The sequence below is a fragment of the Xanthomonas sp. NCPPB 3442 genome, from assembly GCF_056725145.1.
The window spans coordinates 3,098,440-3,119,350 of record NZ_CM161514.1 but is presented as its reverse complement, the minus strand read 5'-3'; the positions used below and the strand labels follow the sequence as shown (position 1 = coordinate 3,119,350).

Sequence of the window (20,911 nt, the reverse complement as noted above, 5' to 3'; positions counted from 1 at the left end):
CCTGCCTGCGCGCGCCGCGATGCGTTGGCCGATGCGGATGTGGCATCCAGTGCTGCATCCTCATCGTCTTTTTGGTCTGCCGCCAGCGCACCGAGCGCAGGTCCTGCCTCCCTGTCACCGAAGGTGCCGCAATGAACGAGACGAACCACTCCATTCCCGCGGCCGCAGCCGAGATCCTGCTGGCAGGGCAATGGCAAGCCAGCCGCGCCGCCACCGGCAGTTTCCGCGCTGCCGACCCGGCCACCGGCGAGCCGATCGGGCCGTACTTTCCGGTCAGTGGTGCGGACGATGTGGAAGCGGCCGTGGTTGCGGCGCAGTCAGTGGCGGCGGAGTTGGCGGCCGCACCGGTCGAGCGGATCGCGGCCTTTCTGGAAGGCTATGCCGACGCGCTGGATGCCGACGCCGAGACCCTGGTCGCGCTGGCGCATGCCGAGACGGCGTTACCGGCGCCCACACGCTTGCGCGGCAACGAACTGCCGCGCACCAGCGGCCAACTGCGGCACGCCGCACAGGCCGTGCGCAGCTACAGCTGGACCCAGCCCATCATCGACAGCGCGGCAGACCTGCGTTCGCACCTGGCGCCACTGGGCAAACCGGTGCTGGTGTTCGGCCCGAACAATTTTCCGTTCGCATTCAATGCGATCGCCGGCAGCGATTTCGCCTCGGCGATTGCCGCGCGCAACCCGGTCATTGCCAAGGCGCATCCGTTGCATCCGGCCACCAGCCAGCGCATGGCGCAGCTCGCGCATCAGGCCTTGGTTGGGGCCGGTCTGCCTGCGGCGGCGGTGCAACTGCTGTATCACTTCGACACTGCCATCGGCCTGCGCTTGGCGGGCGATGCGCGGCTGGGCGCGATCGGTTTCACTGGCAGCCGTGCCGGTGGGCTGGCACTGAAGGCGGCCGCAGACGCGGCGGGCGTGCCGTTTTATGCCGAGCTTTCCAGCGTCAACCCGGTCTTCCTGTTGCCGGGCGCGCTGGCCGAACGCGGCGATGCGCTTGCGCAGGAATTCTTCGCCTCCTGCACGCTGGGGAGCGGGCAGTTCTGCACCAACCCCGGTGTGGTGGTGGTGCCGCATGGCGCGGCTGGCGATGCGTTCGTTGCGGCCACCAAGGCGCATTTCGAAGCGGCCATGCCGATGGTGCTGTTCTCCGCCGCTGGTGTAGAAGGCGTGCAACGCGGTGTGGCGAGCCTGCGTGCCGCCGGCGCCAGCATGCTGGCCGGCGGACACACCGGCGAGGATGGCTACCGCTATGCGCCGACCTTGTTGAGCGTGGATGCGCAAGCCTTTCTGGCCAACCCGCACGCCCTGCAGGCCGAAGCCTTCGGCCCGGTGAGCCTGCTGGTGCGCGCAGCCGATGTGGCGCAGATGGCACAGGTGGCTGCCGCGTTCGAAGGCAACCTGACCGGCACGTTGTACCGCGCGGCCGACGGCAGCGACGATGCGGCGTGGCAGACCATTGCCCCGGTATTGCGCGCGCGGGTAGGGCGGTTGATCAACAGCAAGATGCCGACCGGCGTGGCCGTGAGCGCGGCGCAGAACCACGGCGGCCCGTTCCCGAGCACCGGGCATCCGGGCTTCACGGCGGTGGGCATGCCCGGCGCCATCCGCCGTTTTGCCGCCTTGCACAGCTATGACGCGGTGCCCGATGCACTGCTGCCTGCCGAACTGCGCCAGCGCAATCCGGGCGGCGTGGCACGTCTGGTCGATGGGCAATGGAGCACGGCCGATCTTGGAGCCGGCGCATGAGCAGCCAGATCGGCGGGCTGTCGCTTGCGCAAGCGCGTGCGCAACTGACGCCGTGGACACAATGCGCCGCGTCGATCGCCACGGACGAATACGAGCGCCGCATCGAGCGTGCGCGCACCCTCATGCGCACGCATGGCGTGGATGCGCTGTTGATCGGTGCCGGCACGTCGCTGCGCTATTTCACCGGCGTGCCGTGGGGGGCGAGCGAGCGTCTGGTGGCCCTGCTGCTGACGCTGGATGGCGAGCCGGTGCTGATCTGCCCGATGTTCGAGGAAGGCTCGCTGGATGCGGTGCTGAAGATCCCGGTGACCAAATACCTGTGGGAAGAGCACGACGACCCGTACGCACTGGTGGTACAGGCCATGGACGAGCGCCATGCGCATGCCCTGGCGCTGGACCCGGGCATTGCGTTCGCCGTGCATACCGGTCTGCGTGCGCATCTGGGCAAGGCCATTCGTGATGCCGGCGCGATCATCGATGGCTGCCGCATGTGCAAGTCGCCGGCCGAGCTGGCATTGATGCAGCAGGCTTGCGATATGACCTTGCTGGTGCAGCGGCTGGCGGCCGGTATCGCACACGAGGGCATGGGGACCGATGAACTGGTGCGCTTCATCGACCAGGCGCATCGCGCGCTGGGCGCCGACAACGGATCGACCTTCTGTATCGTGCAGTACGGCCACGCCACTGCGTTTCCGCACGGCATCCCGGGTGTGCAGCACCTGCGCGAAGGCGAACTGGTGTTGATCGACACCGGCTGCACCGTGCAGGGCTACCACTCCGACATCACCCGCACCTGGATCTATGGCGCGGCCAACGACGCGCAGCAGCGCATCTGGGACCTGGAGCAGGCCGCGCAGGCGGCGGCATTCGCAGCGATCCGCCCGGGCGTGGCATGCGAGGCGGTGGATCAGGCCGCGCGCAAGGTGCTGGAGGCAGCCGGGCTCGGCCCCGACTATCGATTGCCCGGGTTGCCGCATCGCACCGGTCACGGCTGCGGCCTGGCGATTCATGAGGCGCCTTACTTGGTGCGCGGCAATGCGCTGCCGTTGCAGCCGGGCATGTGTGCCAGCAACGAGCCGATGATCGTGGTGCCGGAACAGTTCGGCGTGCGCCTGGAAGACCATTTCCACGTGACCGACGATGGCGCGCAGTGGTTCACGCCGCCGTCGGTGGCGATCGATCAACCGTTTGCGTGAGCCGTTACAGGTTCACGCACGCGTAGGAGCGCACCCGGGCGCGACGGGCAGTCCCGATGAAGCCGTCGCGCTCAGGCGCGCTCCTGCAGCCGCCATTGCATCTTGGAGTGAATGCATGAAACACCTGCGTCCCGTTGCCATCGGTCTACTCGCCGCGGCCTTGGTCACCGCCTGCAAGCCGGCGCCGCCCGCAGCGGAGCGGGCGGCTACACCTGCCTCCGCCTCGACCGGCGAGCAGGCTGCCAAGGCCTTCGATGCGCTGCTGGACAAGCAGTGGCAGTACCAACTGCAGCACAACCCCGAGTTCGCCAGCATCATCGGCGACAAGCGCTACAACGACCGCTGGAGCGATTACTCGCTGGAGGCCGTGCAGGCAGAGCGCAGCGCAACGGCCGACCTGCTCAAGCAGTTCGAAGCGGTGGATGCCAAGACGCTGGACGAGCAACGCCAGCTCAGCCTGCAGATGATGCTGGGCCAGTTGCGCGACAAGCTGGAAGGGATCGACCTGAAAACCTATGCAATGCCGCTGGAACCGATCGGCGGCATACAGTTGGCGTTGGCCGGCTACGGCGATGCCTTCCCGTTCGAAAATGCCAAGGATTACCAGGACTACATCAAGCGGCTGCAGGCGATTCCGACGGTGATCGACCAGGTGATCGCGGTGTCGCGGCAGGGGGCGAAGGAGGGCCTCACCCAGCCGCGTTATCTGCTGGAGCGCCTACCCGAGCAGATCGACAAGATTGCGGCCTTGACCGGGGAGCAGAGCCCGTTCGCCTCGCCATTGAAAAAGCTCGACGCCGCCGTACCGGCCGATCAACGCGATGTGCTGCGCCAACAGCTGCTCGCCGCGATCGACCAACAGGTGCGCCCGGCTTACGCAAAGCTGGCCGCGTTCGTCCGCGACGAATATGCCGCGCAGGGGCGCGCGCAGGAAGGTGTCTGGTCGCTGCCCGATGGCGAGCGCCGCTATCGTTACGCCATCCACACCCAGACCACCACCGACATGGCGCCGGAGGAAATCCACCAGATTGGTCTGAAGGAGGTGGCGCGCATCGAAGGCGAGATGACGCAGATCGCCAAGGCGCAGGGTTTTGCGGATCTGGCCAGCTTCCGCAAGGCCGTGGAGACCGACAAGCGACACTTCGCCACCTCGGGCGACCAGATCCTGCAGCAATACCGCCAGTACATCGCAGCGATGGAACCGCAGCTGCCGAAGTTGTTCGGCCATCTGCCCAAGACCCCGCTGGAAGTGCAGGCGATGCCGGCGTTCCGGCGTACCGCACCGGGCGCCGAATACTGGCAGAGCAATCCGGAAGGCACCAAGCCGGCGATCGTGAAGGTCAACACCAGCGACTTCGCCAGCCGCACGTTGATCAATATCGAAACCACCGCCTACCACGAAGGCGTGCCCGGGCATCACCTGCAGATCTCGCTTGCGCAGACATTGCCGTTGCCGCCGTTCCGCCAGCAGGCCGGCTACAACGCCTATATCGAAGGTTGGGCGCTGTATGCCGAGCGCCTGGGCAAGGAGATCGGTTTCTTCAAGGACCCGTACAACGACTATGGGCGCCTGTCCGGCGAATTGCTGCGCGCCAACCGGTTGGTGCTCGACACCGGCGTGCACTACAAGCACTGGAACCGCCAGCAAATGGTGGATTTCTTCCACGCACATCCGTCCGATGACGAGCCCAGCATCCAGTCCGAAACCGATCGCTACATCGTGTGGCCGGGCCAGGCGCTGGGGTACAAGCTCGGCCAGCTGCAGATCCTGGCGCTGCGTGCGGAAGCCGAGAAGGAACTCGGTGAGCGCTTCGATGTGCGCGCCTTCCACGATGCGGTGCTGGGCGGCGGCGCGATGCCGCTGGCACTGTTGCAGCAACGGGTGCGGCAGTGGATTGCGCAGGCCAAGGCGGCGCCGGAGGCACACCCATGAGCACCACCAGCGCGTTACGCGCGAGCACATTGACCCTGTTGATTGCAGCCTGCCTGGGCGGGCTGGCCCTGCCTGTGCACGCGGCCGAGGCTGCGGCTGCGGCCACGCAGAACACCGCAGCGGCACGCTTCAAGGCCTTGTACACACGCGAGTGGCGCTGGCGCCAGGCGCAGGCGTCGGGCGCGGTGGATGAAGACAACCAGGCCACGCAGGAGCAACAGGCCGACCATCTGCCCAAGGTCGATGTCGCCACGCAGAACCAGCGCACGGCGTATTGGCAACAGGTGTTGAAGGAACTGGATGCCATCCCGCAGGCACAGTTGTCGGCCGAAGACCAGGTGAGCTACCAGGTGTATCGGCAGCAATTGCAGGTACTGCTGGACCAGCAGCATTTTCGCGCCTGGGAAATGCCGTTCAACAGCGATTCGGCGTTCTGGAGCGATCTGGGCTTCAGCGCCGAGGCCACGCTGCGTACGCGCGAGGATTACCAGCGTTATCTGAAGATGCTGGCCGACATCCCGCGCTATTTCGCCGAGCACACCGACAATATGCGCGCCGGGCTGGCGCGCGGTTTCACCCAGCCGCGGGTCACGATGACCGGGCGCGACCAGTCCATCGCCGATGTGGCGCAGGCCAAAGGCGAGGCCAACCCGTTCTACGCGCCGTTCAAGCAGATGCCGGCGACGCTGCCGGCCGATGTGCAGGCGCAGCTGCGCCAGCAGGCAGTCAAGGCCATCGATACACAGGTGGTTCCGGCATACGCCAAGCTGCTGGATTTCATCCGCAATGACTACCAGCCGCGCGCACGCACCACGCTGGCCGGCGAAGCGTTGCCGGACGGGCAGGCGTATTACCGTGCGCAGATTCGCGAGTTCACTACGCTGGATTTGAGCCCCGACCAGATCCATCAGATCGGCTTGCAGGAGGTGGCCAAGCTGCGCACGCAGATGGACCAGACCATCGCGGCCAGCGGCTTCAAGCCGCCGGCCGGGCAGGCGGTATTCCCGGCGTTTCTGCACTTCCTGCGGACCGACCCGCAGTTCTACGCCAAGACGCCGGAAGAGTTGCTCAAGCAGGCGGCCTGGATCGCCAAGCGCGTGGACGCCAAGGTGGGCGATTACATCGGCCGGCTGCCGCGCCGTCGCTTCGCCATCGAGCCGGTGCCGCCGGAGCTGGCGCCGTTCTACACCGGCGGTCGCGGTGGGCCGGGCATCTATCTGGTCAATACCTACAACCTGCCGTCGCGGCCGCTGTACAACCTGACCGCGCTGACACTGCATGAGTCCTCGCCGGGCCACGCATTGCAGATGCCGCTCGCGGCAGAGGCGCAAGGCTTGCCGGAGTTCCGTCGCTACGGCTTCATCTCCGCCTACGGTGAAGGTTGGGCGCTGTATTCGGAGTATCTGGGCCAGGAAATGGGCATGTACGACACACCCTATGACCGCTTCGGTTACCTGACCTACCAGATGTGGCGCGCCTGCCGCCTGGTGATCGATACCGGCATCCACCACAAGGGCTGGACGCGCGAGCAGGCGCAGGCCTACCTGCGCGACAACACTGCGCTCAGCGAGCACGAAGTCACCACCGAGGTGGACCGCTACATCGCCTGGCCGGGGCAGGCGCTGTCGTATTATTTGGGCGAGCTGAAAATACTGGAGCTACGCCGCAAGGCAGAAGCCGCGCTGGGCGAAAAGTTCGACCTGCGCAACTTCCACGATGCGGTGCTGCAGACCGGTTCGGTGCCATTACCGGTGCTGGAAGCGCGCATCGACCGCTTCATCGCCGATGGCGGCGTGTCGCCTTACCCGCCGGATGACCCGGCAGAGGCATCGGCAGAGGCATCGGCAGAGGCGAAGGCCTCTGCCAGCGACTGACACGTGCGCGCACGTGATGCTCTAAGTGCAGTAACCGCGCTTTCCACACTTCGGGGCGACGTATGACCACACACGCTGCGACTACGCAAGGCAAGTTCCACAAGCGCCTCAGCCTCACCGACCTGACCTTTATCGGGCTGGGTTCGATCTTCGGTTCCGGGTGGTTGTTTTCGGCCAGCCATGTCTCATCGATCGCGGGGCCGGCCGGCATCGTGTCGTGGATACTCGGCGGTATCGCGGTGCTGCTGCTCGGGCTGGTGTATTGCGAACTCGGCGCGGCATTGCCGCGCGCCGGCGGAGTGGTGCGCTACCCGGAGTATTCGCATGGCGCCTTGCTCGGTTCGCTGACCGGCTTCATCACCTTGATCGCGTTCTCCAGCCTGATCGCGATCGAAGTGGAGGCGGCGCGGCAATACGCAGCGGCGTGGTTCCCGTGGTTGAGCCAGCCGAACAGTACCCATCCCAGCGTGGCGGGTTGGCTGGTGCAGCTGGCCTTGCTGGTGCTGTTTTTCGTACTCAACTATTTCAGCGTCAAGACCTTCGCGCTGGCCAACAACATCGTCAGCATCTTCAAGTTTCTGGTGCCGATCCTGGTGATCGTGCTGCTGATGCAGCACTTCGATGCCGGCAATCTGAGCGTGCATGGGTTCGCGCCCTCTGGCATGGCGGGTGTGGAAGCGGCGATCTCGGCCGGGGGCATCATCTTCGCGTATCTGGGGTTGACGCCGATCGTGTCGGTGGCCAGTGAGGTGCGCGACCCGCAGCGCAATATTCCGATTGCGCTGATCCTGTCGGTGGCGCTGTCCACGGTGATTTACGTGCTGCTGCAGCTGGCGTTCCTGGGCAGCATCCCGGCCGCGCAGCTCGCGCAAGGCTGGGCGGGCATCGACAAGGCCTTCTCGCTGCCGTATCACGACATCGCCCTGGCCTTGGGCATGGCGTGGCTGGCTGCGCTGGTGATCTGCGATGCGATGGCCTCGCCCAGCGGCACCGGCAACATCTACATGAATGCCACGCCGCGCGTGGTGTACGGCTGGGCGCGCAGTGGCGGGTTCTTGCCGGTGCTGACGCGGGTGGACCCGGCGTCGGGTATCCCGCGTCCGGCACTGTGGTTGAGCCTGGGGTTGTCGATCTTCTGGACGCTGCCGTTTCCCTCGTGGGAAACGCTGATCGGGGTGGTGTCGGCCGCCTTGGTGCTGAGCTATGCGGTGGCGCCGATCACGGTGGCGGCCCTGCGCCGCAGCGCGCCGGACTTGCCACGCCCATTTTTCGTGCGTGGCCTGCCGGTGATGGGGCCGCTGTCGTTCATGGTTGCGGCGTTGATCGTGTACTGGTCCACCTGGCCGACCTTGTCGTGGTTGCTCGGCTTGCAGGTGCTGGCGTTCGTGCTTTACGTGCTATTTCGCTTGCCTTCGCGCCAGGGCCGCGCGCGCCTGGTGCGGCAGGTACGCGCGTCGCTGTGGCTGATCGTGTTCTTCGTGCTGGTGATGCTGGTGTCGTGGGCGGGCACGTTCGGTGGACATGGCTGGATTGCGCATCCCTTCGATACGTTGAGCGTGGCGGTCATCGCGTTCTGCATCTATCACTGGGGCGCACGCAGCGGTTTGCGCAGCGACGAGCTTGCGCTGGAGGAGGACGATGGTGAGTGATGCGCGCCGCCGCGCATTTGGTTTGCGTCGATGGTCTGCGCTGGCCGGGTACATGATGGTGTTGTCGGGTGCTGTGCAGGCTGCGCCCAGCGTTGCCGATTACCAACGTTCGCTGGGTCTGCGCGAACAGTGGATGACGCTGACGGAGAATGTCGCCTGGCCGGCGCAATGGCAGGACAATGGCAGGTTCTATTACCGCAAGACGGTGCCGGGCGGCTTTGCGTTTGTCAGTGCCGATGTGGCCACCGTGCAGAAGCAGCCGGCCTTCGATCAGGCACGCGTGGCGCAGGGCCTGAGTGCGGCAACCGGCAAGCCCTATGCGGCGCTGCGTCTGCCGTTCGAGCAGTTTTCGTTTTCAACCGAGGGCGAACGCAGCGATGGCGCCATTGTCTTCGCACTGGACGATGCGGCCTGGCGTTGCACGCTGACCACCTACCACTGCGCGCCCGATGCTCGGCTGCAGGCCACTTCACGCCCACGCGGTTTCGGCGTGGTGCGCGACCCGCTGGTGCCGGCCGACACCGCGCCGCGTCGCTCGCCGGATGCCAGGTGGGAGGTGTTGGCCGATGGTTGGAACCTGGTGTTGCGCCGTGTCGCCGACGGGCAGGTCACCCGGCTCAGCAGTGACGGCCGTGCCGATGACTATTTCGATCTGGAAAGTGTTGCCTGGTCGCCGGATTCGCGGCAGCTGGCGGTGTATCGCGTGCGTCCGGGGCTGGCTCGCCGTGTCACCCGCGTCGAAGCCGCGCCTGCCGGCGCTGGGCAACCGGTGGTGCACACCCAGTTGTATCCCAAGCCGGGCGATGCGGTGGATGTGGAACGGCCGGTGCTGTTCTCCCTGGACGGAACACGTCGCGACGTGGACACGGCGTTGTTCGACAACCCGTATTCGTTGTCGCCGCTGCAGTGGCGCAGCGACGGGCGCAGTGTCGCGTTCGACTATGTGCAACGCGGCTTCCAGCGCATGCGCGTGATTGCGGTGGATGCACGCAGCGCGCGCGCGCGCGTGGCAGTCGGCGAAGACGCCCGCACCTTCGTGTATGCCGACCGCAGCTTTCGCCACGACGTAGACGGGCGTGGCGATGAGGTGCTGTGGATCTCCGAGCGCGATGGCTGGCGGCACCTGTATCTGTTCGATGGACGCAGCGGCAAGGTGAAGCGCCAGCTCACCCGCGGGCCGTGGGTGGTGCGCGAAGTGCTGCGCGTGGACGATGCGCAACGCCGCATCTGGTTCACGGCCAGCGGGATGGAGGCGGGCAAGGACCCGTACGACCGGCAGCTCTACAGCGTTGATTTCGACGGCCGCCGGTTGACCCGCCTGACCCACGCCGATGCCGACCACGACGTGGCCATTGCCGATGATGGCCTGCATTACGTCGATGTCTATTCGCGTCCGGACCTGCCGCCGGTGATGGAGCTGCACGCCATCGATGGCCAGCTGCTGCACACCGTGGAGCGTGGCACGATCGACAAGCTGCAGGCCGCCGGCTGGCGCGCGCCGGAGACCTTCGTGGCCAAGGGGCGCGACGGTACCACCGATATCTGGGGCATGGTGGTGCGTCCGCGCGACTACGATCCGCGCAAGACCTATCCGGTGATCGAAAACATCTATGCGGGGCCGCATGATTCCTTCGTGCCCAAGACGTTCTGGCCGTTCGGTTATCACTCCGGCGGCGACAAGCAGATCGGCATGCAGGCGCAGGCCGATCTGGGTTTCATCGTGGTGATGATCGACGGCATGGGGACCGCCAACCGCTCCAAGGCGTTTCATGATGTCGCGTGGAAAAACCTGGGCGATTCAGGGTTTGCCGACCGCATTGCCTGGCATCGTGCGCTGGCGGCCAAGGACCCGTCCTACGACATCAGCCGCGTCGGCATCTACGGTGCATCGGCCGGCGGGCAGAGCACGCTGGGAGCGCTCGAGCGTCACCCGGAGTTCTACAAGGTGGGCGTTGCGTTCGCCGGGTGCTACGACAACCGCATGGACAAGATCAGCTGGAACGAGCAGTGGATGGGCTGGCCGGTGGATGCCAGCTACGCCGCAGCCTCGGGCGTGGTCAATGCGAGCAAGCTGCAGGGCGACCTGCTGCTGATCGTGGGCGAGCAGGACAGCAATGTGGATCCGGCGTCCACCGCACAAGTCGTCGATGCCCTGATCAAGGCCGGCAAGGAATTCGACCTGCTCACCGTGCCGGGTGGCGAGCATTCGGTTGGCCGCTCCAGCGGGCCGATCGATTACGTGCAACGTCGCCAGTACGACTTCTTCGTGCGCCACCTGCGCAACGAGCCTACGCCGCACTGGAATTCCCTGCCATCGGAGGTGCAATGATGCGTTTGCTTGCTCGATTCAAGCCGCAGCGGCGCAGCCGGGTGGCGGGTCTGCTGTGGTCGCTGGCATTGCTGGCTGGCAACGCACCGTTGCTTGCGGCCGCCGAAGAACTGCCGCGCTTCGTCACCAAGGATGGCCGCCACGCGCTGTTTGTCGATGGTGCGCCGTATACCATCCTGGCCGCGCAGTTGCATAACTCCAGCGCATGGCCGGCGGTATTACCCAAGGCATTGGACGATGTGGTTGCCCTGCACGCCAATACGGTGGAAGCGCCTGTGTACTGGGAGCAGTTCGAGCCGGCACAGGGCCGCTTCGACACGACCAATGTGGACGCGCTGATTGCCGGCGCCCGCAAGCGGGGCCTGCGTGTCGCGCTCCTGTGGTTCGGTAGCTGGAAGAACGGCCAGATGCATTACGTGCCCGAATGGATCAAGCGCGACGAGGCGACGTACCCGCGCATGCGCGATGCCAATGGCGAGCCGGTGGATGTGTTGTCGCCCCATGTGGCCGCCAACATGCAGGCCGATGCGCGGGCGTTCACCGCGTTGATGCAGCATCTGCGCAAGGTGGATGGCGACCGCCACACGGTGATTCTGGTGCAGGTGGAAAACGAGCCCGGCGCGATCGGCACCGTGCGCGATCACGGCCCGGCAGGCGAGGCAGCGTTTGCGCAACCGGTACCAACCGCGATTGCGCGCGCACTCGGCAAACCGCAGGGCAGCTGGCAGCAACTGTTCGGCGCCGAAGCTGCCGAAGCGTTCAACGCATATGCAACCGCTGCTTACATCGAACAGGTGGCCGCCGCGGGCAAGCGTGTCTATCCGCTGCCGTTCTACGTCAACACCTGGCTGCGCTACAAGGGCAAGCGCTATCCGGGCATGGACTATCCGTCCGGCGGCGCGACGGTGAACGTATTCGCGTTGTGGCGCGCGGCCACGCCGTCGATCGATTTCATTGGTACCGACATCTACACCAGCGACTACACCGAATACACCAAGGTCGTCGGCCAATACGCGCGGCCCGATAATCCGGCCTGGGTCTCGGAAACCGGCTTCGAAGCTGCCACTGCGCCGTATCTGTTCCATGTGCTGGGGCAGGGCGGGGTCGGCTTTTCGGTGTTCGGCATGGATGGCAACCACGACAGCGAGGCCAACCGCGCAGCGGTTGCAGCCCATGCGGCCAACTTCACGCTGCTGGCGCCGATGCAGCGGATCGTGGCGCAGGCCGCCTTCGACGGCCGCCTGCAGGCGGTGGCCGAGCAGCCCGGCGCGCCACAGCGCACGCTGCGCTTCGGCGAGTGGGAGGCCAAGGTGTTGTTCGGTGCGCCCATGTGGGGCGATGCGCCGCCCATTCTGCCCGGCAACGACGACCACGCCGGCCGGCTGCTGGTGGCCCAACTGGGGCCGGAGGAATTCCTGGTGACCGGTATGGCTGCGCGCATTGAATTTTTTCGCGACGCGGCCGATACCCGTCATGGACAACTGTTGCGGGTGGAGCAGGGACGGTATGTCGACGGGCGCTGGCAGATGGAAAGGCAGCTCAACGGCGACCAGACCGACTACGGCCTCAACTTCGGGCGTGTGGATGCAAACGGCAATGTGCCTGTGGTGTTGCGGGTGCGGGTAGGGACTTACTGAGCCTTGCTGACCGTGTCGCTGCTGCCTTCGGCCTGTTGTCTGCAATGGGTTGAGCCTTGTTCGAATCCTCACCGCCGCGCCGGAGCCACCATGAGCATCAGCAGCATCGCAAGTTCCGGAATGCAGGTCGCCGCGCTGCGCCAGCAGGTGGCGGCCAGCAATGTGGCCCGTCAGCCAGTGGACGGCAGCCCACGTCAGTCTGTCGCGGCCACGACCCAGGCCAATGGCGGCGTGGCGGCCAGTGTGGTGAATGCCAACGCCGATCCATCTGCGCCAGCCGGCGATCTGGTCGAAGGTCTATCGGCACGCAACGATTTCCAGGCGAATGCCAATGTGCTGCGGCGCGCCGACGAGATGCTGGGGAGCTTGCTGGATGTGGTGACCTAAGCAGTTCGAAGTGGATGAAAGCTGCCACCGACCCGTTGCCCCAGGGGCACGGGTCCCCGTTTGATGGCCCGCCTGGTGCCACCTGGTGCCACCTGGTGCGGTCCGGCCGCCATGCCGTCGTCGTTTCGCGTCGGGATGCGCTGCGCATACATTGCTTGTAACGCCACCGCCGTTCGCGTTTCCAATGCAGCGCCTTCATGCGACTGCGCAGTGGAGCGGTGCCCTTGCGGCCGGTGCATCGGCACTCAACGCCAACCCGCATGTTGCCCCGGCCGCTCACACGATGTACGCGCCGGTCAATCGGGTCGCAACACCTCCGTCAGGCGTGCACCGTCGGGCACGCCCAAGCCGGTATTGGCGTCCCAGCCGGTGGATGCACGGAAGCCGGCGTTATCGCCGGCAACGATGTCGCGGAATGCGTCCGGTCGACCGTACAGGCGCGGCAACACGAAATGGGGTTGCATGCGGTTTGCGCCGTAGATGCGTGCCAGCAAGGCCGCCCATAACGGCGCGGCGGCGCTGGTGCCGCCCATCACGGCCGGCTGCCCGTTGATCGACAGGTAGTAACCGGTCTGCGCGTCGGCATTGGCCGCCACATCGGGAACGCCGCGCATGCCCAGCTGGCGCGACTGGTGCCGTGCATCGGTGATGCGCAGATCCTTCTGCCAGGCAGGGCGTGCAAAGAACCTGCTTTCTCCGCCGCCGCCGTTCGCCCAGGCTTGTTCGTTGGCGCTGTCGGCCGTGACCTGGAGCCGAGTGCCGCCGCAGGCGAGCACGAACGGGCTGGATGCGGGAAAGCAGACATTCAATCCTGGCTGCCCGTCGCTGGCGCCATCGTCGCCAGCGGCAATGCACACGGTGATGCCCATCAGTGCAGCGGCCTGAAACGCACAGTTGTAGGCCTGGCGCGATTGCGGCGTCCATTGCGATTCGGTAAAACCCCAGCTGATGGCAATGACGCCGGGAGAATGCTCTGCATCGTGGATGGCGGCGTTGATCGCTTCCAGAAAACCGTTGTCGGTGTTGGGCGCGAAATACACCACCAGTTTGGCGCCCGGCGCGATTGCCCCGGCAATCTGGATATCCATCTGCGCTTCGACATCGGCATCTGCATTGCCGCGACTGACGGTGTTGGTGGCCCCGGGCAACAGCACATCGACCAGTGTCGGCATGGGGACGCGCAGCTGCGCGAAATAGGCGGCCATCTGCGCGCGTGCATAGCCGCCGCCCAGCACGATGATGCCGATGCATTGACCCTGCCCGTCGTGCTCGGGAAAGCCGTAGAGCTGCGCCAGCTGCGGCGGGGTGTATTGCATGATCGGACCATCTTCACTGTCGGCCGGTGCAGTGGCCTGTAGCGCAGGCGGCGAGGATGCAGTCGCCTCAGGCGCGCTGGGCAGCGTCTGAGCCTGCGGGCGTGCGTCCAGCCCGAGCACGGCGGTGACGATGCCGCCCAGGGTCTGTGGAATCGATACCGGGCCGGTGCGTCCGCGATAGCGCATCGCACCATCGACATAGTCGCGCAAGCTGACCTGGAATGCGGCCTCGCATTGCTGCACGGTGCCCTCCAGGATCACGTTGCCGCTGTCTGCGTGCGCGTGCTCCATCGTCAAGCCGTAGCGGGCGGCAAAGTCGGCAACGGCCTGCAGATCTGTCGCACTGGCGGCGAAGCGTTCGCTGAACTCCGCGCGCGTGAGCGCAATCGGTAGCGTATTGGGCTGCAGGTGCAGCAGCGCATCGGCAGCGGCATTCAGTGCCGGCATCCGCACCGCGAGCAGGACGCGCAGGCGTTCGTCCTGCGGCGGTTGTCCGGCTTCGATGGTGGATGGGGCGATACGGCGCTCACTGCCAGCCAGGATCGTGTGCATGCGGGGGAGAACTCCATCGAAGTGGTGAGCCAAAGTGGGTTGGTGCAGATCCAAATGTAGCCGGCGCGTGCTGCGCGACCACCGCGGCACGCGCGGCTGCCAGTAGCACGGCAGTGTGCATTCAATGCCATGCGCGAGCTGTCTGTGCAGCGGGGTACCGCGTGCGATGGACTGCAATACGAAGCACGGACGCATCGATTGGTGGGCCATCGGCCAATGGCACGCAATGGCAAGCGGTTGCAGCAAGATCAGCATCGCCTGCCTGCGCCTCAGATCCTGCGACAGCGTGCCGCGTGGCCGCGTGGCTTGCGGCGCTGTCGGCCTGGCGCATCCAGGGCGCCGGCGCGGACGACGGCAGGCAGTCACCGCCTGGGCGTGATGTGCGGATTTCCGCACGGGTGTCTGACCGCTGTCACAAGACGTCGTGCATGAACGCGCGCACGATGGGCCACGATCATTCGAGGGAGCAACGATGGACCGTAGAACCTTTCTGCGTCAGGGCATGGCGGCCACCGCGGCGGTCGGTGCAGGTGCCGCGCTGGCAACGCCGGCCACGGCGCCGGCTGCGAGCACGCCGCCGGCGCCGACACTGCCCCGTCTGGAGCCGCTGCCTTCGGCCGCGCATGTTGGTAGCGCGTTGTGCAGCTTCACCCACCTGCAGCAGCATTGGACCGTCTACGAGCATCTGGACGATGCGCAAGGCCAGCTCACGTTGTGGAGCGACAGCGGCATGCTGCGGCTGGACAAGCGCACCGAGCCGGTGTATCCGGCCGCGGGCACGCCGTATTTCGGGCTGCCGCTGGCGCAGGTGGCCATGGCCGAAGCCGACCTGCTGGCCGACCGCCTGCTGCGCGATGGCGACCCGGACGAGGCACAGGTGCGCGAGGTGGCACCGCCGCCCGCCTCCTTGCTCGATCCCAAAGACAATGGCGGGCGCTGGCCGTGGACCACCTTCGTCGGTACACGCGAAAGCCTGGACACCATGCCCATCCTGCCCAACGGCCGCAGCCGCACCTGGCGGCCGGAACACGCGTTTGCCGAACTGGGCGAAGAGGCGCTGATCAAACGCCGCGAAGAAGGCATGCTTGGCGGCTGGATGCCGGCGGTGCGCAAGGTGATGCGCCGCGAGGGCGAGCCCGACAGCTGGTACGACGTGCTGGTGTTTGCCGACGTGCGGGCACGCGATCGCTTCGTGGTGCAAACCTGGCACCGCACGATGAAGGTGAAAGCCGGCGTCATCGTCGCGGTGCACTACACGCATAGCTACCCGGAATTTGCGCCCTCGCGCAGCGCCGCCACCGCCGAACAGTTCTACGCGGCACTGATCGATTTTGCTGCGTATTGGCAGCAGGCGCTGGACGGCACCGTGCAGGCGCAATTTCCCGATGCCAGCTGGAACGACATGGCGCAGTTCGCGTTTGCGCGCGAGCTGGTGGTGCGCCCCGGCGGCAATTACCCCAAGTATGGCGCGGTGGAACGCGACTATTACGGCAACGAATACGACGGTTTCCAGGACACGTTGACCAGCTCGCTGTATGCCAATCTTGAGTGGGGACGTTTTGCACAAGCCGCGGCGGTACTCGATAACTACTTCGATGAGTTCGTGCAGGACGATGGCCTGCCGAACATGCGCGGGCCGGAAGTCGGGCAGTTCGGGCTCACCTTGTCGTTGCTGGCGCGGTATCTGCGTTACACCGGCGATGCGCCACGGCTGCGCCGTCTGCTGCCCAAGATCGCCGCCACCGCGCAGGTGTTGTGCGCCTTGCACGACCAGGCGCTGGCATTGCCGCGCACGGCGCATGGGCATGGGTTGCTGCACGGCTGGAACGAATCCGATGCCTGCCTGTTTCCCGATCCATCGCGATGGTGGAAACCGTATTACGCCAACAGCGCGTTGACCATCCGCGGCTGGGAAGACATCGCACAGGTGTGGAGCGCACTCGATGGCGATGCTGGCCAGGCCATGCAATGGCAACGCCGCGCCAAGCAGCTGCGTACGCGGCTGGAAGCCAGCCTGCGTGCCAACGTGCGTCGCGACCTCTCCCCGCCGTACGTGGGCCCGTTGCCCGGTACTACATTGACCTTCCGCCAATCGTTGCTGCAGGAAAAGCCCAGCGAACAGCAATGGCCGCACCGTGCATATGCCGAACTGCTGCAGGCCGATGTGTTGCCGGACGATCTGGCCCACCTGGTGATCGATTGCCTGCGTGGCCACGGCGGCACCAGCATTGGCGTGGTGGCCAACATCGCACCGCCGGAGCCGGGCAGCCGCGATCTGCTCGGTTTCATTTCCTACGGCTACGCGCAACAGCTGCTGCGGCTGGATCGCATCGAAGAATATCTGTTGTTCGTCTACGCGCATCGTTATCAGGTGCACACGCGCGGCAGTTGGACGGCCGGGGAAGTCAGCGGCATCACCGGCGGCATGCCGTTGTTCTGCATACCGGCGCAGATGACCATCCCCTTGCTGCTGCGCTGGATGCTGGTCAGCGACGATGGCGCGGGCGATCAGTTGTTTCTCGCGCGTGCGCTGCCGCGCGCGTGGCTGGGCAGCGGTGCGCCGGTGGGCATCACTGCAGCGCCAACGCGCTGGGGCACGGTCACCTTGACGCTGCGCACCGAGACTGCGGCGCGTTGCATCCGTGCCGACGTGCAGTTGCCGGAACGCGCACCTGCACGTACCTGGCTCACCTTGCGCACACCCGCAGGCACACGCCTGCAGCGCGTGCTGGTCGATGGTAGACCGGCGCGAGTGCAGGGCCCGCATGCAGATCGGGTGGCCTTGCCTGGCGCTGCTGCACTGGTGAAGGTGCAGGCGTGGTACGCCTGACAACGGCGATGCGATGATCAGGCGTTGCCGTTGTTGCCGTTGTTGCCGTTGTTGCAATGTTGCTGGACAGCGCGCACCGCAGTGCCGCTTCGCTGTTCGCATGCAGGTGCTGTGGTCGATCACAGAGACCAGGGCACATCGCATGATCGTGCCGAGATGTCGCTGTTTGGGCAATGCAGGCATGCCCGAAAGCAGGCGCAAGCACGCGATTTTCCGCATGCGTCCCGCCTAAATTCGTCAAGACGGCGCAGTGGCGTTGTCGCAAGATTTTTTTAACGTAACGCGTGTGCCAAGCATGCGCTCTCAGGGGAGAGCGGTGTCGTTGCAGTTGCCGTCCTTGCATGCGGAGAGACCTGCCGTTGAGATGGCAGGCCGGTGCAGTCTCTGTCGTGATCGTTCCCTCCATCTGTGCGCCGCGGCGGTGCGGCTTGGCCGTGCGCGGTCATGCAGGAAGGTGGGCCGTACCCTGTGTCAGTACAAGGATTTCCGATGTCGTCCAGCCGCCCTGCTGTTGTTCCCAACCGGCGCGTCTTGCAGACCACCCGGCTCGTCAATGCGCTGCTGTTTGCACTGGCGGTCGCCGCCGTGCCGGCCGCCGCGCAACAGCGTGGCGATGGTGCAGACGAAGCCACCCAGACGCTGGATCAGATCAACGTTACCGGCACCCATCTGCGCCGCGTCGACGCCGAAACCGCCAGCCCGGTCGTGGTGATCGACCGGCAGCGTATCGAAGACAGCGGGCAGAACACGCTGGGGCAGCTGCTGCAGCGCTTGCCGATGATGGCCGGCTTCCAGACCGGGCCTGCGCTCAACTCCAACTTCAGTCACGGCCGCGCGCTGGTGTCGCTCCGCAATCTCGGGCCCGAGCGTACGTTGGTGCTGGTCAACGGCCATCGCATGGCAGGGCCTGCCAGCAGCGTGGCGTCGGCACCCGGCGTGGACGTCAACGCAATCCCCGCCGCGATGGTGGAGCGCGTGGAAGTGCTCACCGATGGAGCGTCGTCGGTGTACGGCTCCGATGCGATCGGCGGCGTGGTCAATGTCATCCTCAAGGACAAGTACGACGGATTCGCCGCCACCGCGGACTACGCGCAGAGTACGCATGGCGATGCCAATCGACGCACGCTCGGGCTGGAATGGGGCAAGACCTGGGACCGCGGTGGGCTGATCGTGGGGCTCAGCCAAAACTCGATGAACCCGGTGTTCAATCGCGACCGCAGTTATGCGGCCAAGGCGGTGGAATATCTCGATGGGCAGGTCAGCGAGGTTCGCGGCGCCAACACCCGTGCCTTCCTGACCGACGGGCGCGTGCTGACGCCGGTGGACGGCGTCGCGCCGGGTCCGGTCGGCGAAGAGGCTTTTCGCCCCTACAATCGCGCCACCGACAGCTACAACGTCTACGACGCGCAGTACCTGATCACCCCGATCAAGCGCACCAATGCCTCGCTGCACGGCAGTTTCGACTTCACCCCAGCGTGCAGGGCTACATGGACGTGTTCTGGACGCGCAGCAAGACGGTCTCGCGCTTGGATGCCTACGGGATGGAAATGCCGGACGCGGTAGACAACTACTACAACCCGTTCGGCGATCAACTGGACGCCTACTATCTGCGCTCGCCGCAGGCCAACACGCGCGTCTACACCTCCACCATGTTCCAGACCAATATCGTGGCCGGCGTGCGCGGGCGCGTGGATGGCACCAGCTGGCAGTGGGATGCGGCGGCCGGCTATGCGCGCTACAAGGACACCTTGGTGCGCACCGGCTTCTCGATCACCTCGGCGTTGAATAACGCGGTAGGCGCTTCGTTCCTGGACAGCGACGGGGTCGTGAAATGCGGCGCGCCGGGCGCCGTGATCGTCGGCTGCACGCCGATCAATATTTTCAACCCCAACGACCCGGCCACCATCGCCGCATTGCGTGGCACGCAGCGGCCGGTGGATCTGATCGACGAAAGCCAGATGCGCTTTGTCGATATCAGCGCCAATGGCGATCTGTTCAAGCTGCCGGCCGGAAGGGTGCAGGCGGCCGTCGGCCTGGTGTATCGCACCAACAAGTTCGCGCAGGGGACGACCAGCGACGTGGCCGCTGCCGATGCCGATGGCAATTGCGACTACAACGATGGCTGCATCCTCAAGCAGGGGCGCGAGGAGTCGGTCAGGGAAGCCTATGCGGAATTGCTGGTGCCGCTGTTGAAGGACGTGCCGTTCGCAAACGTGTTGAACCTGAACCTGGGCTCGCGCTATTCCAACTACGACGCCTGGGGCAACACCACCAACAGCAAGGTTGCGATCGAATGGCGGCCGATTGCGAATCTCTTGGTGCGTGCCACCGGCTCGCAGGTGTTCAGGGCGCCGGCGCTGGGCGATTTGTATGGCTCGCCCTACAACAGCGTGATCGACAACACCGGCGATTTCCAGGACCCGTGCACAGGCTTTACCGGCGCACCCAATCCGGCCTGCGCGAACGTGCCCAACGATGGCAGCTTCACCAACACCGCGCAGTTCAACGTGGTGACCTCCGGTGCCAATAACGTGGGCTTCAAGCTCAAGCCCGAGCGTGGCCGCTCCTACAATGTCGGGTTGGTCTATGACCCGGATCAGGTGCGCGGGCTATCGCTCAACGTCGACAGCTGGCGGGTCGTGCTGTACGACATGCTGACCGGTGTCGGCTACCAGCAGGTCGTCAGCGATTGCTTCGACGGCAGCGAAGCGGCCTTCTGTCCGCTGATTCAGCGCGATGCCACCGGACAGCTGACGCGGGTGTCGGTGCCGTTCGCGTACAACAGCGGCAAGGTCGATATTCGCGGCTACGACGCCGGCATTCATTACACGCTGGCCGACACCGCCTGGGGCACGTTTGCGACGGGGCTGGATGCAACGTTCTTCTCCAGCTATCGCTTTGCGGGCGATCCGCATAATTACGTCGGCGAAAATTCCAGCTGGGGCAACATGCCGCGCTGGCGCGCCGTGGCCAATCTGGCCTGGGACAATGGACCGTGGCATGCGAGCTGGAACGCCCGTTACCTGGGCCGCACGGTCAACGGTAGCCAGTACGAAAATTTCTGCGTCGACACCAATGCCGATGGCAGTTGCGCGTATTTCCCGATTGGCTCGGTGGTGTATCACGACGCCTCGCTGAGCCGGAAGATCGCATCGCTGCATAGCACGCTGGCGGTGGGCATCGACAACCTGGGCGACCGCAAGCCGCCACGGTTCTACAGCTACTCCAATGCGGCCAATACCGAAGCGAGCACCTACGACACGCTCGGGCGCTATGTCTGGAGCCGGCTGCGAGTGGAGTTCTAGCACGTCTAGAAAGGCAGCCGGCAGGGGTTAGGCAGAGTAGGCGGTGCATCTGCAACGCAGTGGACGCGCGGGACATGCCGCATCGAGCGACGCTGCGTGGACCTGGCGGAGAGCTTCAGTTGACCTGCACGGCCTGCGTCAGCCGGCAGGCGCGG

10 protein-coding genes and 1 pseudogene are annotated in these 20,911 nt (G+C 65.6%); 10 read left to right on the top strand and 1 reads right to left on the bottom strand.

What is annotated here, in order from left to right; genetic code table 11:
- The first annotated feature begins 131 nt into the window (after positions 1-131).
- From AC1POX_RS13475 to AC1POX_RS13440, 8 genes are all read left to right on the top strand, one after another.
- Positions 132-1,748: an aldehyde dehydrogenase family protein gene (locus AC1POX_RS13475; protein ID WP_372356272.1), complete on the top strand. Its 1,617-nt coding sequence runs from the start codon at positions 132-134 to the stop codon at positions 1,746-1,748.
- On the top strand, positions 1,745-2,944 hold the full coding sequence (locus tag AC1POX_RS13470) for a M24 family metallopeptidase (RefSeq protein WP_372356271.1): 1,200 nt from the start codon (positions 1,745-1,747) through the stop codon (positions 2,942-2,944). Before AC1POX_RS13475 ends, AC1POX_RS13470 begins: the two co-directional genes overlap by 4 nt.
- Before the next feature lie 115 nt (positions 2,945-3,059).
- Positions 3,060-4,877: a DUF885 domain-containing protein gene (locus AC1POX_RS13465; protein WP_033478832.1), complete on the top strand. Its 1,818-nt coding sequence runs from the start codon at positions 3,060-3,062 to the stop codon at positions 4,875-4,877.
- On the top strand, positions 4,874-6,751 hold the full coding sequence (locus AC1POX_RS13460; RefSeq protein ID WP_372356270.1) for a DUF885 domain-containing protein: 1,878 nt from the start codon (positions 4,874-4,876) through the stop codon (positions 6,749-6,751). The genes AC1POX_RS13465 and AC1POX_RS13460 overlap by 4 nt, the downstream gene beginning before the upstream one ends.
- 62 nt (positions 6,752-6,813) lie before the next feature.
- Positions 6,814-8,400: an APC family permease gene (locus AC1POX_RS13455; RefSeq protein WP_372356269.1), complete on the top strand. Its 1,587-nt coding sequence runs from the start codon at positions 6,814-6,816 to the stop codon at positions 8,398-8,400.
- Positions 8,390-10,729, top strand: coding sequence for a S9 family peptidase (locus tag AC1POX_RS13450; RefSeq protein WP_372356268.1), 2,340 nt, complete (start codon positions 8,390-8,392; stop codon positions 10,727-10,729). Before AC1POX_RS13455 ends, AC1POX_RS13450 begins: the two co-directional genes overlap by 11 nt.
- Entirely contained in the window at positions 10,729-12,366 is a 1,638-nt protein-coding gene (locus AC1POX_RS13445) for a DUF5597 domain-containing protein (RefSeq protein WP_372357179.1), read from the top strand. Before AC1POX_RS13450 ends, AC1POX_RS13445 begins: the two co-directional genes overlap by 1 nt.
- Positions 12,367-12,456: 90 nt before the next feature.
- Complete coding sequence (locus tag AC1POX_RS13440; protein WP_031423173.1) at positions 12,457-12,753, top strand: flagellar basal body rod protein FlgC; 297 nt, start codon at positions 12,457-12,459, stop codon at positions 12,751-12,753.
- A gap of 296 nt (positions 12,754-13,049) precedes the next feature.
- On the opposite strand, the gene AC1POX_RS13435 is transcribed toward AC1POX_RS13440, so the two are convergent.
- Positions 13,050-14,621: a S53 family peptidase gene (locus AC1POX_RS13435; protein WP_372356267.1), complete on the bottom strand. Its 1,572-nt coding sequence runs from the start codon at positions 14,619-14,621 to the stop codon at positions 13,050-13,052.
- A gap of 472 nt (positions 14,622-15,093) precedes the next feature.
- On the opposite strand from AC1POX_RS13435, the gene AC1POX_RS13430 reads away from it, so the two are divergent.
- Positions 15,094-17,451 carry a glucosidase family protein gene (locus AC1POX_RS13430; protein ID WP_372356266.1) on the top strand — a complete coding sequence of 786 codons (2,358 nt, stop codon included), beginning with the start codon at positions 15,094-15,096 and terminating at the stop codon, positions 17,449-17,451.
- A 489-nt stretch (positions 17,452-17,940) separates the two neighbouring features.
- A pseudogene (locus tag AC1POX_RS13425) lies at positions 17,941-20,756 on the top strand (TonB-dependent receptor domain-containing protein).
- Positions 20,757-20,911 lie beyond the last annotated feature (155 nt).

Bases quoted from the DNA above. Each gene is read 5' to 3' on its own strand.
- AC1POX_RS13475 (WP_372356272.1), top strand. From the start codon at position 132: ATGAACGAGACGAACCACTCCATTCCCGCGGCCGCAGCCGAGATCCTG.
- AC1POX_RS13435 (WP_372356267.1), bottom strand. From the start codon at position 14,621: ATGCACACGATCCTGGCTGGCAGTGAGCGCCGTATCGCCCCATCCACC.
- AC1POX_RS13465 (WP_033478832.1), top strand. From the start codon at position 3,060: ATGAAACACCTGCGTCCCGTTGCCATCGGTCTACTCGCCGCGGCCTTG.
- AC1POX_RS13470 (WP_372356271.1), top strand. From the start codon at position 1,745: ATGAGCAGCCAGATCGGCGGGCTGTCGCTTGCGCAAGCGCGTGCGCAA.
- AC1POX_RS13440 (WP_031423173.1), top strand. From the start codon at position 12,457: ATGAGCATCAGCAGCATCGCAAGTTCCGGAATGCAGGTCGCCGCGCTG.
- AC1POX_RS13450 (WP_372356268.1), top strand. From the start codon at position 8,390: ATGGTGAGTGATGCGCGCCGCCGCGCATTTGGTTTGCGTCGATGGTCT.
- AC1POX_RS13455 (WP_372356269.1), top strand. From the start codon at position 6,814: ATGACCACACACGCTGCGACTACGCAAGGCAAGTTCCACAAGCGCCTC.
- AC1POX_RS13445 (WP_372357179.1), top strand. From the start codon at position 10,729: ATGCGTTTGCTTGCTCGATTCAAGCCGCAGCGGCGCAGCCGGGTGGCG.
- AC1POX_RS13460 (WP_372356270.1), top strand. From the start codon at position 4,874: ATGAGCACCACCAGCGCGTTACGCGCGAGCACATTGACCCTGTTGATT.
- AC1POX_RS13430 (WP_372356266.1), top strand. From the start codon at position 15,094: ATGGACCGTAGAACCTTTCTGCGTCAGGGCATGGCGGCCACCGCGGCG.